Source organism: Stenotrophomonas maltophilia, assembly GCF_023518235.1.
Classification (GTDB): domain Bacteria; phylum Pseudomonadota; class Gammaproteobacteria; order Xanthomonadales; family Xanthomonadaceae; genus Stenotrophomonas.
Genome location: NZ_CP090423.1, coordinates 4,593,703 through 4,609,503, shown reverse-complemented (window position 1 = coordinate 4,609,503; position 15,801 = coordinate 4,593,703). Strand labels below are relative to the sequence as shown.

Below are 15,801 nucleotides of genomic sequence, written 5' to 3'. Positions count from 1 at the left end.
TCAGGCCGGGCGCACGCCCAGCTGCGGCATCAACTGGAAATCGGCGGTGTCATCATCGCGCCGCCGTGGCAGTGCCCGGATTGCGGCGAGCATGTCCTGTGCACAGCTGCGGATGCGCGCGTGGTGCTCCGGCGATGCATGGCTGATCAGGCTGCCGACATGGAACTCGAACACGTCTTCCAGTACGTCGGGCTGGTCTTCGTGCAGCATCTGCAGCAGACCGCGCAGCTTGCAGATTTCCGAATCCAGCTCCTCGACCGCGAACAACATGGCGTCCTCCTCTTTCAACATCACGCGGCACGTCCGGGCCGCAACAGGCCGCAACGGCGGTGCCGCCCGGGCCACGCGCGATGTTGATCACGGAAAGGAAAACGGGCGACGCGACTGTCGCGTGCTCACTTCTTTTCGCATAACCGCAGTGACGCAACCGTTAATTCACGTGACGAAATGCTTCACGCACGAGCTGTTGCCGCGATGCCTGCAGGCGCCTGCTCGCGGCAGGCCATCGCAGCGATGAAAGCCGGATCCAGCGCCAGCGAACCGAACCAGCCATGCTGGGTGCCGCTGAGCACCCGCAGCATGTGGCCACGACCGCCCGGCAGCTTTCCCATCGGCCCCAGCAGCACATCACGCGCCTTCGCCCAGGCATCGCGCTCGGACTGGAACAGCGGCGTGAGCCAACGGCTCCAGCGCTGGTAAACCGCCACGTGCGCGCGCCGCTGCGCCTGGTAGGCCTGCAATGCTTCGGCGCCTGCGCCGTGCCTGCGCAGCGCATCGCGCAGCGTCACGGCATCCAGCAGCGCCATGTTCACGCCCTGCCCCAGCTGCGGGCTCATTGCATGGGCGGCATCACCGGCCAGCACCATGCGACCGTGATGCCAACGCGTCATCGCCGCATCGCGGTAGACCGCGCGCGCCAGCTGGCCGGCCTCGCGCAGATGCGCGAAGCGGGCGCTGGCCTGCGGCCACAGCGCATGCAGTTCGTCCAGCCACGGCGCCATGCCATCGGCCTGCCAACGCTCGAAATCGCTGCGTGGCAGGCTCCAGAAGAAGCTCAGTCGCGGCGTGTCGTCGCCGGGCCGGGTGCCGACCGGCAGCAGCCCGATCATCTTGCGCGCGGCTACGTAGCGCTGCCGCAGTTCCTGCATGTGCGGCCAGTCTTCGGCCGGCAGCAGGCACCACAGCGCGCCCCACGGATACACACGGTCCAGCGCAGCGCCACCGCCAAGGGTGCCGCGCAGGGTCGAGGCTGCACCGTCGGCGGCCACCACCAGATCGAACGGGCCGTGCAGGCGACCTTCGCTGTCGCGCACGCGGCCCTGCGCGCTGTCCACATCGACGATGGTGGTGCCGGCGTGCAGCTGGCCGGCACCGCCACGTGCGTGGTCCAGCAGCGAGAACAGGGCACCGCGCTGCATGCCCAGGCCATGCAGCCGCGCGTCCAGGCCGTCATAGCGCATGTCCATCACCGCACGTTCGCACGGCGTGTCGCCGTACAGGCGGTGCACCGGCGCGGCATGCGCGCGCACTGCGTCGAGCAGACCCATCTGCCACAGCACCTGCAGGCCGCTGGGCTGCAGCAGGAAGCCGGCACCGACCGGCCCCGGCGTCGGCACCCGTTCGAAGATCTCCACCTCGTGACCGTCACGGGTGAGCAGGATGGCCAATGCCTGGCCGGCGGTGCCGTAGCCGATCACGGCGATGCGCAGTCGTTCCGTCATGCCCCCATTGTGCCCGAGGCGGCAACTTCATGGCCGCAACGGCGGCGCAAAAAAAACCCCGCCGAAGCGGGGTTTTCAACGCACTGTCGAGTGGATCACTCGGCCGGCGTGATGTTCGAAGCCTGGGCACCCTTCGGGCCCTGGGTCACGTCATAGGTGACACGCTGGCCTTCCTGCAGGCTGCGGAAGCCCTTGGAGTTGATGGCGGAGAAGTGCGCGAACACGTCGGCGCTGCCATCCTCCGGCGAGATGAAGCCAAATCCCTTGGCGTCGTTGAACCACTTGACGGTACCGTTCGGCATGGTGATGCGAGACCTTATGCAATGAATGGGTGGTGTACGCTGAACCCGCGCACAAGCTGAGTATGCAAAGCTTGCTCGGGGAAGACAATCACCCCCGTGCCAATTCGCCCACCAGTTCCGGAAGTCCGTTGCTGGCGGCCTGCACATTGGCCAGCACTTCGGCCATCGTGATCTCCTCGCCCTCCCCGCAGCCGGCGGCCCAGTTGGCAATGATCGCCAGGCAGGCGTAATCCAGGCCCAGCTCCCGTGCCAGCGCGGCTTCGGGCATGCCGGTCATGCCCACCAGGTCACAGCCGTCCCGGCGCATGCGGGCGATTTCAGCGATGGTTTCCAGGCGCGGGCCCTGGGTTGCGCCGTAGCAGCCACCGTCATGGACCGTGACACCGGTCACTTTGGCCGCCGCCAGGATCTTGCTGCGCAGCATCGGCGTGTACGGATGGCCGAAGTCGACGTGAACCACGTCGGTGCCCTCTTCTTCACAGATCGTGCTGATGCGGCCCCAGGTGTAGTCGATGATCTGGTTCGGGCAGGCCAGCACGCGCGGCCCAAAGTGTTCGGTGATGCCGCCCACGGTGTTCAACGCCAGCACCCGCTGCGCGCCCAGCTGCTGCAGCGCGGCCAGGTTGGCGCGGTAGTTGATCTTGTGCGGTGGCAGCGAGTGGCCTTCACCATGGCGCGCCAGGAACGCCACGCGGTGGCCGAGCAGCGTGCCCACCCGCACCGGGCCGGACGGACGGCCGAAACGGGTGTCGACCTCGTGGGTCTGCACGTCGTCGAGCTTGGCCAGGTTGTAGACACCGGTACCGCCGATCACGGCCAGGGCGATCTGTTGCATTCGAAGCACTCCATGAAAAGACGAACGCCGGCACCCGAGGATGCCGGCGGTGGAAACGGTGCGCCGCGGGCGGCCGCGCCGTTATTCCTTCATTGCGTAGATGGCCGGCACGCAGCGCAGGGTTTCGTTGACGTCCATGCCGAAGCCGAACACGTAACGATCCGGCAGTTCGATGCCGGCGTAGTCGGCGGTCACGTCCGGCAGCGCGCGATCGTGCTTCTTCACCGTCATCGCGGCGATGCGCACGTCGGTCGCGCCCTGCTCCAGGCACCAGGTGCGCACGCCCTGCAGGGTGTAGCCCTCATCCAGGATGTCGTCGACCAGCAGCACGCGGCGGCCGAACAGCGAGGTGGCCGGCTTGTGCTTCCAGACCAGGTCGCCACCGGTGGTTTCACCGCGGTAGCGGGTGGCGTGCAGGTAATCGAACTGCACGTCCTGGCCGCGCGCGCCCAGTTCCAGCGCCAGCTGGCCGGCGAAGGGCAGCGCGCCGTGCATGATCGACAGGAACAGCGGCACCTCGCCCTTGTAATCGCGCGCAATGGCGTCGGCGATAGCGGCGATGGCCTTGTCGATGGTGGGGCGGTCGACCAGCAGGTCAGCCTGGGCCAGGGCCTGGGAAATGGTGAGGTTGGGCATCAGACGGTTCTTCCAAGGGTTTCAAGCAGACGGGATTGGGTGTCGCCATGGCGGGCATCGGCCAACAGGCCATCCCAGCCAAGCGCGCCGCGGCCGATCAGGCCCAGCAGCGCAGCGGTATTGAGGGAGCGCCCCTGCACCGCGTGCAGGGCTTCATCGACCAGCTCGGGATGGCAGACCAGCACCACGTCGCAGCCGGCGTCCAGGTGCGCGTGCACGCGCGCGGGCACACCGCCGGCGCTGTGCGAGGCGGCCATGCCGATGTCGTCGGAGAACACCACGCCACGGAAGCCGAGTTCGCCACGCAGGATGTCCTGGATCCAGCGCGGCGAATAGCCTGCCGGCTCCGGCGCCACCTGCGGATAGATCACGTGCGCCATCATCACCGCGTCGGCACCGGCGGCGATGCCGGCCTGGAACGGCACCAGGTCCTGCGCACGCAGTTCGTCCAGCGCGCGCGGATCGATCGCGGTATCGACGTGGGTATCCTCCAGCACGGTGCCGTGACCGGGGAAATGCTTGAGCGTGGCGGCCATGCCGACCGCGTGCATGCCACGCACGTAGGCGGCGGTGAAGGCGGCCACCACCTGCGGGTCTTCACTGAAGGCACGGTTGCCGATGGCGCGATTGCCGCGGCCCAGATCGACCACCGGCGCGAAGCTCAGGTCCACGCCGCTGGCTCGCACCTCGCTGGCCATGAGCCAGGCGTGCTGCTCGGCCATGGCCAGCGCCCGCTGCGGATCGGTGGCGTACATCGCGCCGATCTCCTGCAGCGGCGGCAGCGCGCTGTAGCCCTCGCGGAAGCGCTGCACGCGGCCGCCTTCCTGGTCCACGCAGATCAGCTGCGGGCGCGGCGCAGCGGCGCGGATGGCCGCGCTCAGATCGGTCACCTGCTGGCGCGAAGCAAAGTTGCGCTTGAACAGCACCACCCCGGCCACGGCATCGTGCTGCAGCCAGTCGCGTTCCTGGGCGGTCAGTTCGGTGCCGGCAACGCCGATCAGCAGCATGGTCGATCTCCACAACGCGCGCCCTCATGGCGCAGTGCCGCATTGTCGCAGAACCGGCCGACAGGCGCAGTGGTCAAGGTAAATGGGAAGCGTGGGGTCAGAGCCGCAGGGGCTCTGACCCCGATCTGCTCAGACCTTGCAGCCGTCCGCGCCGCAGGCCTCGTCGCCGTCGGCCGAAGCGGCCGGGGCGCCCTGCTCGGCGGCGATCTGGCGCAGGGCGTTGGCGAACGCCTCCGGCGGCTGCGCCCCGGAAATGGCCCATTTCCCATCGATGACGAAGGTCGGTACCGAGGAAATGCCCAGCGCATGGGCCTGCGTCAGCCTGGCCTCGACCTCGGCCAGGCCACGGTCGGAGGCCAGCATCTGCGCGATCTCGCCCGCGTCCAGGCCGGCGGCCACGCCGGCCTTGATCAGCACCGCCGGGTCAGCCAGGTTCTGGCCCTGCTCGAAGTGGGCGCGGAACAGCGCCTCGCCGACCGCCTCCTGCACCCCATGCTCCCCGGCCAGCCACAGCACCCGGTGGGCCGGCAGCGTGGTCACCCGTACCTGGCCCTGGCTGAAGTCCATCGGCAGGCCTTCGGCACGCGCAGTGGTCTGGGTCTGGCTGAGGATCTGCTCGGTGCGCTCGACGCCACCGAACTTGCGCACATAGGCCTCGCGCAGCGGAACCGGAGTGGCGTCCGCATCGGGATCCAGCTGGAACGGCTGCCAGTGGATGTCCAGATCAGGCGCGTCGGCGCCCAGCAACTGCACGCCCTGCTGGAAACGATGCTTGCCGATCCAGCACCAGGGGCAGACTACGTCGGAATAGATGTCGATTCTCATCCCCTCGACATGGGGCCCGCCTCCCTCGAAAAAAGGGGACGGAGGGGATCAAGTCGTTTTCCGCACAGGTGGGGTAAAGACGACTTGATCCCCTCCGTCCCCTTTCTGGGGTTTCACCATTGTGAATAGGGGTGACTGGCGAGGGCGACGTTGTAGTAGCGGGGGTCGTCGGTCACTTCGGCGCCCACCCAGTCCGGCAGCTCGATGGCCTGGTCGGCGCTGTCCAGTTCGACCTCGGCGACCACCAGGCCGGCGTTGTCGCCCAGGAACTCGTCCACTTCCCAGGTCAGCCCGGCGTGCTCGACCAGATGCCGGCGCTTGTCGATCAGGCCGCCCACGCACAATGCCAGCAGCGCGCGCGCGTCATCTACCGGGATCGGGTAGTCGAACTCCTGGCGGGTATGGCCGATGGTGCGCGACTTCAGGTTCAGCGCGGCGTGGTCACCCTCGATGCGCACCCGCACCGAGGCGTTCTGGGTGCCGCGATCCAGCGCGCCCATGTCGTTGATGTAGCCCTGCGCCATCGGGATCACCCGGTGCGCGGCGGCACGCCAGCCATCATTGCTGACCAGGAATTTGCGTTCGATTTCGATGCCCATCGCGCCATTATGCGCGATGGGCATGACAGCCGCTCAGCGCTTCTCGAACACCGCGATGCTTTCCACATGCGCGGTGTGCGGGAACATGTCCATGGCGCCGGCGCTGACCAGGGTGAAGCCCTGCTCGTTGACCAGATAACCGGCATCGCGTGCCAGCGAGCCCGGGTGGCAGCTGACGTAGACGATGCGCTTGAACTGCTTCAACGGCAGCTGCTGCAGCACCTCGATCGCACCCGAGCGCGGCGGGTCCAGCAGCAGCTTGTCAAAGCCCTGGCGCATCCACGCGGTGCTGCGCTGGTCCTGGGTCAGGTCGGCGCTGAAGAACTGCGCATTGGCCAGGCCGTTGCGCTCGGCATTCTCGCGGGCACGCGCCACCAGCCCGGCGTCGCCTTCCACACCCACCACTTCACGCACGCGGCGGGCCAGCGGCAGGGTGAAGTTGCCCAGGCCGCAGAACAGGTCCAGCACGCGCTCGTCCTCACCCGGCTCCAGCAGGTCCAGGGCGTGGGCAATCATCTTCTCGTTGAGCTTGGCGTTGACCTGGATGAAGTCCAGAGGACGGAACGCCAGTTCCACATCCCACGGCGCCAGCCGGAACGACAGCGGCACGCCCTGCCCGTCCAGCGGCTGCACGGTGTCCACGCCGCCGGACTGCAGGTAGATCACGAAACCATGCTGCTGGCCAAAGGCCGCCCAGGCGGCGCGGTCGGCATCGCTGAGCGGCTGCAGGTGACGCACGGTCAGCACCACGGCCTGATCGCCGGCGATGAACTCGATCTGCGGAATGTCGCGCTTGCCATCGAGCGACTCGATGAACAGGGACAGCGCCTCGACCTTGGTGCCGATTTCCGGAATCACCGTCAGGCACTGGCTGAGGTCAGCCACGAAACGGGGATCCTGTTCACGGAAGCCGACCAGGGTCTTGTCCTTCTTTTCGACCCGGCGCACCGAGAAGCGGCCCTTGCGGCGGTAGCCCCAGCTCTCGCCGACCAGCGGCGGCAGCACGGCGCCCGGCTTCACATGGCCGATGCGCTCCAGGTTGTCCATCAGCACCCGCTGCTTGGCGACGATCTGCTGGTCTTCGTCCAGATGCTGCAGCACGCAGCCGGCGCAGGTGCCGAAGTGCGGGCACTTCGGGGTCACGCGCTGCGGCGAGGCCTGCAGCACCTCGATGGTGCGGGCCTCGTCGAAATGGCGGCTGCGGGCCGTCTGTTCAGCCATCACCACCTCGCCGGGCAGGGCGCCGCTGACGAAGGTGACCTTGCCGCCCTCGCCTTCACGGCGGGCGACGCCACGACCATCATGGCTGAGGTCGAGGATCTCGGTCTGGAACGGGGTACGGTCGATGCGGGAGCGGGATCGGGCCACGTGGCAACAGGCTGCGGGCAAAAATGGGGGCGTATTGTCGCAGATCCTGACCGGCAGGGTCCGAAGCCGCTTGCGCCCGTGGCCGCCGTGCTTGATGATTGAGCCAGCTGACATGGAGGCAGCCCTGATGCAGATGACCCCGCGGGCCAGCCGGCCCCGCTTCCTGCTTGTCGAGGACGACATCATCAGCCGCGGTTTTTTCAAAGCGGCGTTGGAAACGTTACCGGCGGACGTGGATACCGCAGATTCGCTGGCCAGCGCGCTGGCCAGTGCCGAACCGGGCGCCCACGATCTGTGGCTGATCGACGTCAATCTGCCCGATGGCAATGGTGCCCAGCTGCTGCGCGAACTGCGCCGTTCACATCCGGACACCCCCGCGCTGGCGCATACCGCCGACGGCGATACCTCCATTCACGCGCGCCTGCGCGAGGCCGGCTTCAGTGACACGCTGGTCAAGCCGCTCGGCCGCGACCAGCTGCTGAAGGCGGTGCGCCGGGCGCTGGTCAACAGCCCGGCGGGTATCTTCGTGGCCCAGGCACCGGCGGCAGTCGAGCTGCAGGTGGAGGACTGGGATGAAACCGCGGCCCTGGCCGCGCTCAATGGCCAACGCAACCACCTGATCGCGCTGCGCGAGCTGTTCCTGGCCGAACTGCCGGGCGTCCGCGATGCGGTTGAGCAGGCCGTGGACCAGCATGACGAGCGCCAGCTGCGCAGCCAGCTGCACCGGTTGCAGGCCAGCTGTGGCTTCGTTGGCGCGGCGCGGTTGGGGCGCGCGGTACGCCAGCTGCATCATGCGCCGGAGTCCGGGCAGGCGCAGGACGGGTTCCGCGCCGCGGTGGCAGCCCTCCTGCACTGAGGGGTGGTTCGGCAGGGCTTGCAGCCCTGCACCCGCAGAGGCCAGGTCAACAGCCAGAGCAAAAGCTGGATTCCGAGGTTTGGCGAGGCGGTGTCGGCGTGCGGGGACGCCGTAAACCCGTCCTTGGGGGCTTGGCAGCCGCATCCATGCGGCTGACACCCCGCACGCCGACACCGCCCCGCCCCTGACAATTTCCCGGTGTCTGGTAGATCCACGCCATGCGTGGATGAATCTCTGTCAGATATCGAAATTCAAACTGGGGTCGGATCCGTTTTCCGAGGGAAAACGGATCTGACCCCGTCGGCATGTCCGACAGCTCGCAAGAATCTGTCGAAGGCGGGGTGGGTCCGGTTGCGGGAGTGTCCGCGGCATGGATGCCGCGGCCAAGCCCCCAAGGACGGGTTTACGGCGTCTCCCGCAACCGGACCCACCCCGCCTACCCACAGATAACCAGCTTTTGCTTTTGACGTTGACGTTGACGTTGATTCGGCAGGTGCAGGGCTGCAAGCCCTGCCGAACACCCCTTACCGTCGGGGGGCCAGCTGCTCCAGCAGTTCCCAGGACTTCAGGCCTTTGGCTCCAAGGTGATGGGCCAGCACCCGCCGCATCGGCAGGCGCAGGCTGGCCAGATCGGCCGCGCCGGGCTCTTCATCGGCGGCCAGCGCCAGCAGCGCCGAACCGGTTGCAGCCGCCCGGCGTTCGCCGCCGCGCTCGCTCAGCAACCGTTGCGCGCCTTCCTGCGGGTCCAGTTCATAGCGCGCCGCCGGATCGATCGGCTGGCCGTCGCTGGCGCTGTCCAGCTCGAAGCCCAGGCCCAGCGCGGACAGCAGTTCGCGCTCGAAGCGACGCAGCGTCCAGGCCAGGCCGGCCCCCACCGCCAGGCGCGCGCGCGCCTCGCCATAGGCCAGGTACAACTCCGGCAGCGGGTCCTGGCGCGGTGCCAGGCGCAGGGTCAGTTCACTCAGATAGAAGCCGGCCAGCATGGCCTGGCCGACCAGCCGCGGCGCCGCATCCAGCGCCTCGGCACCGCGCAGCTGCGCCAGTTCGCCGCGCTGCTGCGCACTGAAACGGATCCATTGCAGCGGCTGCAGCGCAGCACGCAGCACCTGCCCTTTCGCGGTGGACACACCGCGCGCCAGCAGGCCGATGCGGCCATGCTGCGCGCTCAATACCTCCACCAGCAGGCTGGTCTCGCGGTAGGCCCGTGCGTGCAGCACGAACCCGGTGTCGTCCTCGATCAGCATCGAAGCGACTGCACCGGCTTACTCGTAGCCGAAGGCCTTCAGTGCGGCCTCGTCGTCGGACCAGCCTTCACGCACGCGCACCCAGGTTTCCAGGAACACCTTGGCCCCGAACAGACGCTCCATCTGCAGGCGCGACTTGGCGCCGATCTCCTTCAGGCGGGCGCCGCCCTTGCCGATCACGATGGCCTTCTGGCCTTCGCGTTCGACCCAGATCACCGCACCGATGCGCAGCAGGTTGCCGTCCTCGGTGAAGCGCTCGATCTCCACGGTGGTGGCGTACGGCAGTTCCTCGCCGAGCTGGCGCATCAGCTGCTCGCGCACCAGCTCGCCGGCCAGGAAACGCTGGCTGCGGTCGGTGATCTCGTCTTCGCCGAACATCGGCGGCGCTTCCGGCAGCAGCTTCAGCACATCGCGCACCAGCGCCTCCAGACCATTGCGCTTCTGCGCCGAGATCGGATGCACGGCGGCGAAATCGCGGCCTTCGGTCACCTGCTGCAGGAACGGCAGCAGCGCGCCCTTTTCCTTCAGGCGGTCGATCTTGTTGACCACCAGCACCACCGGGATGCCGGCGTCGCGCAGCACGTTGAAGGCCAGGCTGTCCTCTTCGTCCCAGCGGCCGGCTTCAATCACCAGCAGGCCGGCGTCGACGCCTTCCAGCGAGCCGCGCGCGGCGCGGTTCATCACCCGGTTCATCGCCCGCTTCTGCACCTTGTGCAGGCCGGGGGTGTCGACCAGCACCAGCTGGCCTTCCGGGTAGGTGGCGATGCCCAGCAGGCGATGACGCGTGGTCTGCGGGCGGTTGGAAACGATGCTGACCTTGGCGCCGACCAGCGCATTGGTCAGGGTCGACTTGCCCACGTTCGGGCGACCGATGACGGCCACGCTGCCGCAGTGATGGGGAGTTTGTTCGCTCACTTGGAATCCAGTTGTTCAAGGACGGCCGCAGCCGCCTGTTGTTCGGCAATCCGCCGCGAGGCGCCTTCGCCCTCGATGCTGGCGGCGGGGTCGGCTACGTTGCAGCGTACCCGGAAGTGCTTGGCGTGGTCGTCACCGGATTCTGACACCAGTTCATACTGCGGCAACGCCTTCTGTCGGGCCTGCAGCCATTCCTGCAGGCGGGTCTTGGGGTCCTTCTCCGGCCGGCCGGTGGCCGGCAGCGCGTCCATCGAGGCACCGAACCAGGGCAGCACCACTGCCCGGCAGGTCTCGAAGCCGGCATCCAGATAGATCGCGGCCACCACCGCTTCCACCGCATCGGCCAGGATCGAATCACGGCGATGGCCGCCGGATTTCATCTCGCCCGCGCCCAGGATCAGCCGATCACCCAGTTCCAGGGTGCGGGCGATCACCGCCAGCGCGCCTTCACGCACCAGCTCGGCGCGGGCGCGGGTCATCGCGCCTTCGTCGGCCTTCGGCCAGCGCTGGTACAGGGCCTGGGCCACCATCATGTTGACGATGCTGTCGCCCAGGAATTCCAGCCGCTCGTTGTGCGGCGCACCGGCACTGCGATGGGTCAACGCCTGCTTCAGCAGCGCCGGGTCGCGGAAGGGATGACCGATCAGGTCGCCACGTTGGAAAGGTTTATTCGGCACCGCTTCGGGTCAGGTCCTGGGTTGAATCGAATTTGCCAACCACATCAAGGTTGCCGACCAGCGGACGGCGCACTTCGTAGTTGACCTTGAGGGTCCAGCCATTGTCGCGCCGATCAAACTTCACGTTGGCCGGCTTCACGTTGTCCGAGTAGTTGATGTACAGGCGTTTGAAGAACAGCTCCTGGATCCGCGCCGGCTCCATGCTGCCCACGCCCGGCTCGTTGGCCAGGCTCTTCATCGCCGAGCGCACCGCGTAGTACTCCTGGTACATCGGGAACAGCTTCATGCCGATGTAGAGGAAGAAGCCGACCACGATCAGGACGATCAGGAACGAGGTCAGGGTCATGCCACGCTGCGTGTTCATCGTCTTCATTGCGTTCTCCCCAGATACGCGTTGGATGTGAAAATACTCGGTTGACGCCCGCTCAGTTGATGCTCGAGCCGATCCGCGACGGCTCGAAGCCATCCTTGCAGAACCAGCCCTGGCAGTTCAGCCAGATCAGGAATGCCTTGCCGCGCAGGTTCTCTTCCGGCAGCAGGCCCCAGAATCGGCCGTCGTCGCTGTTGTCGCGATTGTCGCCCATCACCAGGTACTTGCCGGCCGGCACGGTCCACTGGCCCTGGCCGCGCGGGTAATCGGTCTCCAGCACGGTGTGGGTGCGGCCCGGCAGGTGCTCGACCAGCAGGTTGGCGCCCTCGCCTTGGCCCTTGTGGCCGGCGTAGATGCCCTTGTTGTCGTACTTCAGCGGCTCGCCGTTGAGGACCACACCGTCGCCCTCGAAGACCACGGTATCACCGGGCACGCCGATGACGCGCTTGATGAAGTTCTCGCCCTTGGCCGGATCGTTGTCGCCGTGGCCGGGGAAGTGGAACACCACCACGTCGCCCCGCGAGGGCTCGCCGAACGGCACGATCTTGGTGTTGCTGATCGGCAGGCGCAGGCCGTAGGAGAACTTGTTGACCAGGATGAAATCGCCAATCAGCAGGTTCGGCATCATCGAGCTGGACGGGATCTTGTACGGCTCGGCGATGAAGCTGCGCACGATCAGCACGATCGCAAGCACCGGGAAGAAGGCGCGCGAGTAGTCCACCAGCACCGGCTCGGAATCGAGCAGGCCGGCGCGCTGGGCGCGGCGCTTGGCCAGGTACAGCTTGTCGGCAAGCAGGATCAGGCCCGAGGCCAGGGTCAGCACGACCAGGAGGATCTCAAACAGTTTCATTCAGGGTCCTTTGCAACGTCACCAGACGACCGGCCGCGCAGGGCCGGTGCGGGCTTACTTGTTGTCCATCTGCAGCACGGCCAGGAACGCTTCCTGCGGAATCTCCACGCGGCCGACCTGCTTCATGCGCTTCTTGCCTTCCTTCTGCTTTTCCAGAAGCTTCTTCTTGCGCGAAACGTCGCCACCATAGCACTTGGCCAGCACGTTCTTGCGCATGGCCTTGACCGTGGTGCGGGCGATGATCTGCGAGCCGACGGCGGCCTGGATGGCCACGTCGAACATCTGGCGCGGGATCAGGTCCTTCATCTTCTCGCACAGTTCGCGGCCGCGGCGGTCGGCATGGCTGCGGTGCACGATCAGCGACAGCGCGTCGACCTTGTCGCCGTTGATCAGCACATCCACGCGCACGAACGGGCCGGCGTCGAAGCGCACGAAGTGGTAGTCCAGCGAGGCATAGCCACGGCTGACCGACTTCAGCTTGTCGAAGAAGTCCAGCACCACTTCGGCCATCGGCAGCTCGTAGCTGATCTGCACCTGGCTGCCCAGGTAGTTGATGCCGATCTGGCTGCCGCGCTTTTCTTCGCACAGCTTGATGATGTTGCCGATGTACTCCTCGGGGGTGAGCACGTTGGCACGGATGATCGGCTCGCGGATCTCCTCGACCTGGTTCACCGCCGGCAGCTTGGCCGGGTTGTCCATGTTGATGATCGAGCCGTCGGTCTTCAGGACCTCGTACACCACCGTCGGCGCGGTGCTGATCAGGTCCAGGTTGTATTCGCGCTCCAGGCGCTCCTGCACGATTTCCATGTGCAGCATGCCCAGGAAGCCGCAGCGGAAGCCGAAGCCCATGGCTTCGGAGCTTTCCGGCTCGAAACGCAGCGCGGCATCGTTCAGGCGCAGCTTGTCCAGCGCTTCGCGCAGGTCTGGGTAGTCTTCGGCATCGACCGGGAACAGGCCGGCGAACACGCGCGGCTGCATTTCCTGGAAGCCCGGCAGCGGCTTCGGTGCCGGGTCGCCGGCCAGGGTCAGGGTGTCGCCGACCGGGGCGCCGTGCACGTCCTTGATGCTGGCCGTCACCCAGCCCACTTCACCGGCCCGCAGGGCCGGCAGCACTTTCCGCTTCGGCGTGAACACGCCGACGTTGTCGACCTGGTGGTTGCGGCCGGTGGACATCACCTGCAGCTTGTCGCCGGCCTTGATCTCGCCCTGCATCACGCGCACCAGCGAGACCACGCCCAGGTAGTTGTCGAACCAGGAGTCGATGATCAGCGCCTGCAGCTTGTCGGTATCGCGCGGCTGCGGCGGCGGAATGCGGTGCACGATCGCTTCCAGCACGTCCTGCACGTTCAGGCCGGTCTTGGCACTGACCGGCACCGCGTCGGCGGCGTCGATGCCGATCACGGCCTCGATCTCGGCCTTGGCGCGCTCGATGTCGGCGGTGGGCAGGTCGATCTTGTTGATCACCGGCACCACTTCCAGGCCCTGTTCGACGGCGGTGTAGCAGTTGGCCACCGACTGCGCTTCCACGCCCTGGGCCGCATCGACCACCAGCAGCGCGCCTTCACAGGCGGCCAGCGAACGGCTGACCTCATAGGAGAAGTCGACATGGCCGGGGGTGTCGATGAAGTTCAGATGGTAGGTCTGCCCGTCCTTGGCCAGGTACGGCAGTGACACCGACTGCGCCTTGATCGTGATGCCACGCTCGCGCTCGATCGGGTTGGAGTCGAGCACCTGCGCTTCCATCTCGCGGGCCTGCAGGCCACCACAAAGCTGGATGATGCGGTCGGCCAGCGTGGACTTGCCGTGGTCGACATGGGCGATGATGGAGAAGTTGCGGATGTTCCGCATCGAATCAGAAGACATAGGTGGCGGCGGCGCGCGGCGTCGTCAGGGTAACGGTCGATTATCGCATGCCCGGCGCCCGGCCGCGAAAATGGCCTCATCGGACCGGCCCGGAATGGCCGAAGCCCCGCCAGGGCGGGGCTTCGGGGGCACCACGGAGCCGCCCCGGCGGCCCGTGCCGGCCTTACTGGCCGGCCTTCACCGCCACGAAGGCGCTGTTGCCGTTGCCGGTACGCACCAGCAGCATCACCACATCGTCCTTCCTGAAGCTGGACAGCGCACGGTTGAGGGCGTCCACGCTGCCAACCGGGGTGCGGCCGACCTGCAGGATCACCATGCCCGGAGACAGGCCGGCGTCACGCGCGGCCTGGCCCTTGACCCCGGTGATGCGCACGCCTTCGTTGCCGTCCAGACCGAACTGCTTGCGCTGCGGCGCGGTCAGGTCGCTGACGTCCAGGCCCAGCAGGGCCACCGCACCGGTCTGCGGCGCGGCATCGGCATTGGCCGTGGCCGGACCACGGGCGTTGCCCGGTCCGTCTTCGCTCAGCGCGGTCAGGGTCGCCCCCAGTTCACGCGGCTTGCCGTCGCGGTAGACGACCAGGTTCACCTTGCTGCCCGGCGCCATCGCACCGATCAGCGGCGGCAGATCGGACCAGCTGTTGACCGCGTTGCCGTTGACCGAGCGGATGACATCGCCCACCTGCACGCCGGCCTTGGCCGCCGCACTGCCCGGCACGATCTGGTTGACCAGCGCACCACGGCTGTCCGGCAGACCCAGGCCCTGCGCCTTCAGCGAATCGATCGGTTCGACCACCGCGCCAAGCTGGCCACGGGTGACCTTGCCACTCTTCTTGATCTGCTCGACCGCGCTCATCGCCAGGTCGATCGGGATCGCGAAGCTGATGCCCATGTAGCCGCCGGACGCGGAGAAGATCTGCGAATTGATGCCGACCACCTCACCGCGGGTGTTCAGCAGCGGGCCACCGGAGTTGCCCTGGTTGATCGCCACGTCGGTCTGGATGAACGGCACGTAGCGCTGGTCGGCGCCCCCGGTGCTGCGGCCCAGCGCACTGACGATGCCGGCGGTGACCGAGTGATCGAGGCCGAACGGCGAGCCGATCGCGACAACCCACTGGCCCGGCTTGAGCGTGTTGGAATCGCCCACGCGCACGGTCGGCAGGTTCTTGCCGTCGATCTTCAACAGGGCAACGTCGTACTGCTGGTCACTGCCCACCACCTTGGCGGTGAACTCGCGGCTGTCGCCCAGCTTGACCTTCACATCGCTGGCGTCGGCCACCACATGGTAGTTGGTCAGCACGTAGCCATCAGGCGAAATGATGAAGCCCGAGCCCATGCCACGGCCCTTGATGCTGGGGCCGCCATCCTGCCCGCCCGGGCCCTGCCCCGGCATCGGGAAGTCCGGCCCGAAGAAGCGGCGGAAGAACTCCGGCATGTCATCGTCGCCCATCGGGCCGCGCGCGGCCTGGCGGTTGTTGCGGACGATGGTGGTGTCGACGTTGACCACGCCCGGCCCGACCTGTTCGACAAGGTTGGTGAAATCGGGCAGGCCACTGACCAGCGGCTGTGCCGGCGCCCTCGGCGCGGCGGCCGGCGCAGGCTGGGCCGGGGCGGCAGGCGCCGGGGCCTGTGCGCAGGCCATCAGGGGAAGGGTCAGGGCCAGCAGGCCGATCGCCTGCGTGCGGAGTCGGGGAGTCATCGGACGGCAACCTCCGGGTCGGATGGAAAGAGGAATA

17 protein-coding genes are annotated in these 15,801 nt (G+C 67.2%); 1 reads left to right on the top strand and 16 read right to left on the bottom strand.

Features of this window, described 5'->3' with window-relative positions:
* From LZ605_RS21355 to rlmD, 9 genes are all read right to left on the bottom strand, one after another.
* On the bottom strand, window positions 1–270 hold the full coding sequence (locus LZ605_RS21355; protein WP_107231168.1) for a hypothetical protein: 270 nt from the start codon (window positions 268–270) through the stop codon (window positions 1–3).
* 182 nt (window positions 271–452) lie between these two features.
* Window positions 453–1,721, bottom strand: a complete 1,269-nt coding sequence (locus tag LZ605_RS21350) for an FAD-dependent oxidoreductase (RefSeq protein ID WP_249843242.1) — start codon at window positions 1,719–1,721, stop codon at window positions 453–455.
* A 95-nt stretch (window positions 1,722–1,816) separates the two neighbouring features.
* A complete protein-coding gene (locus LZ605_RS21345; RefSeq protein ID WP_005410590.1) occupies window positions 1,817–2,023 on the bottom strand; it encodes a cold-shock protein in 207 nt (68 codons plus the stop codon).
* 88 nt (window positions 2,024–2,111) lie between these two features.
* Window positions 2,112–2,858 (bottom strand): S-methyl-5'-thioinosine phosphorylase, encoded by a 747-nt coding sequence (locus LZ605_RS21340; RefSeq protein ID WP_249843241.1) that lies wholly within the window; start codon window positions 2,856–2,858, stop codon window positions 2,112–2,114.
* A gap of 81 nt (window positions 2,859–2,939) precedes the next feature.
* Complete coding sequence (locus LZ605_RS21335; protein ID WP_005418223.1) at window positions 2,940–3,494, bottom strand: hypoxanthine-guanine phosphoribosyltransferase; 555 nt, start codon at window positions 3,492–3,494, stop codon at window positions 2,940–2,942.
* Complete coding sequence (nagZ, locus tag LZ605_RS21330; RefSeq protein WP_249843240.1) at window positions 3,494–4,501, bottom strand: beta-N-acetylhexosaminidase; 1,008 nt, start codon at window positions 4,499–4,501, stop codon at window positions 3,494–3,496. Before nagZ ends, LZ605_RS21335 begins: the two co-directional genes overlap by 1 nt.
* 129 nt (window positions 4,502–4,630) lie before the next feature.
* On the bottom strand, window positions 4,631–5,326 hold the full coding sequence (locus LZ605_RS21325; RefSeq protein ID WP_249843239.1) for a DsbA family oxidoreductase: 696 nt from the start codon (window positions 5,324–5,326) through the stop codon (window positions 4,631–4,633).
* 113 nt (window positions 5,327–5,439) lie between these two features.
* Complete coding sequence (locus tag LZ605_RS21320) at window positions 5,440–5,925, bottom strand: CYTH domain-containing protein (RefSeq protein WP_249844965.1); 486 nt, start codon at window positions 5,923–5,925, stop codon at window positions 5,440–5,442.
* A 33-nt stretch (window positions 5,926–5,958) separates the two neighbouring features.
* Complete coding sequence (gene rlmD / locus LZ605_RS21315; protein ID WP_249843238.1) at window positions 5,959–7,293, bottom strand: 23S rRNA (uracil(1939)-C(5))-methyltransferase RlmD; 1,335 nt, start codon at window positions 7,291–7,293, stop codon at window positions 5,959–5,961.
* A gap of 127 nt (window positions 7,294–7,420) precedes the next feature.
* On the opposite strand from rlmD, the gene LZ605_RS21310 reads away from it, so the two are divergent.
* Complete coding sequence (locus tag LZ605_RS21310; RefSeq protein WP_249843237.1) at window positions 7,421–8,149, top strand: response regulator; 729 nt, start codon at window positions 7,421–7,423, stop codon at window positions 8,147–8,149.
* Between the two features lie 524 nt (window positions 8,150–8,673).
* Here LZ605_RS21310 and recO read toward each other — a convergent pair.
* From recO to LZ605_RS21275, 7 genes are all read right to left on the bottom strand, one after another.
* Window positions 8,674–9,393, bottom strand: a complete 720-nt coding sequence (gene recO, locus LZ605_RS21305; RefSeq protein ID WP_249843236.1) for a DNA repair protein RecO — start codon at window positions 9,391–9,393, stop codon at window positions 8,674–8,676.
* Between the two features lie 18 nt (window positions 9,394–9,411).
* The gene (era, locus tag LZ605_RS21300; protein WP_005410599.1) at window positions 9,412–10,308 is read right to left on the bottom strand and encodes a GTPase Era; all 897 of its coding nucleotides are present in this window, start codon (window positions 10,306–10,308) and stop codon (window positions 9,412–9,414) included.
* Entirely contained in the window at window positions 10,305–10,985 is a 681-nt protein-coding gene (rnc, locus tag LZ605_RS21295) for a ribonuclease III (RefSeq protein ID WP_249843235.1), read from the bottom strand. Before rnc ends, era begins: the two co-directional genes overlap by 4 nt.
* The gene (locus LZ605_RS21290; RefSeq protein WP_107231174.1) at window positions 10,975–11,358 is read right to left on the bottom strand and encodes a DUF4845 domain-containing protein; all 384 of its coding nucleotides are present in this window, start codon (window positions 11,356–11,358) and stop codon (window positions 10,975–10,977) included. Before LZ605_RS21290 ends, rnc begins: the two co-directional genes overlap by 11 nt.
* A 52-nt stretch (window positions 11,359–11,410) precedes the next feature.
* Entirely contained in the window at window positions 11,411–12,205 is a 795-nt protein-coding gene (gene lepB, locus LZ605_RS21285; protein ID WP_057498572.1) for a signal peptidase I, read from the bottom strand.
* Window positions 12,206–12,259: 54 nt separating this feature from the next.
* On the bottom strand, window positions 12,260–14,053 hold the full coding sequence (gene lepA / locus LZ605_RS21280; protein ID WP_074899507.1) for a translation elongation factor 4: 1,794 nt from the start codon (window positions 14,051–14,053) through the stop codon (window positions 12,260–12,262).
* Window positions 14,054–14,231: 178 nt separating this feature from the next.
* Window positions 14,232–15,764, bottom strand: coding sequence for a DegQ family serine endoprotease (locus tag LZ605_RS21275; protein ID WP_249843234.1), 1,533 nt, complete (start codon window positions 15,762–15,764; stop codon window positions 14,232–14,234).
* Window positions 15,765–15,801 lie beyond the last annotated feature (37 nt).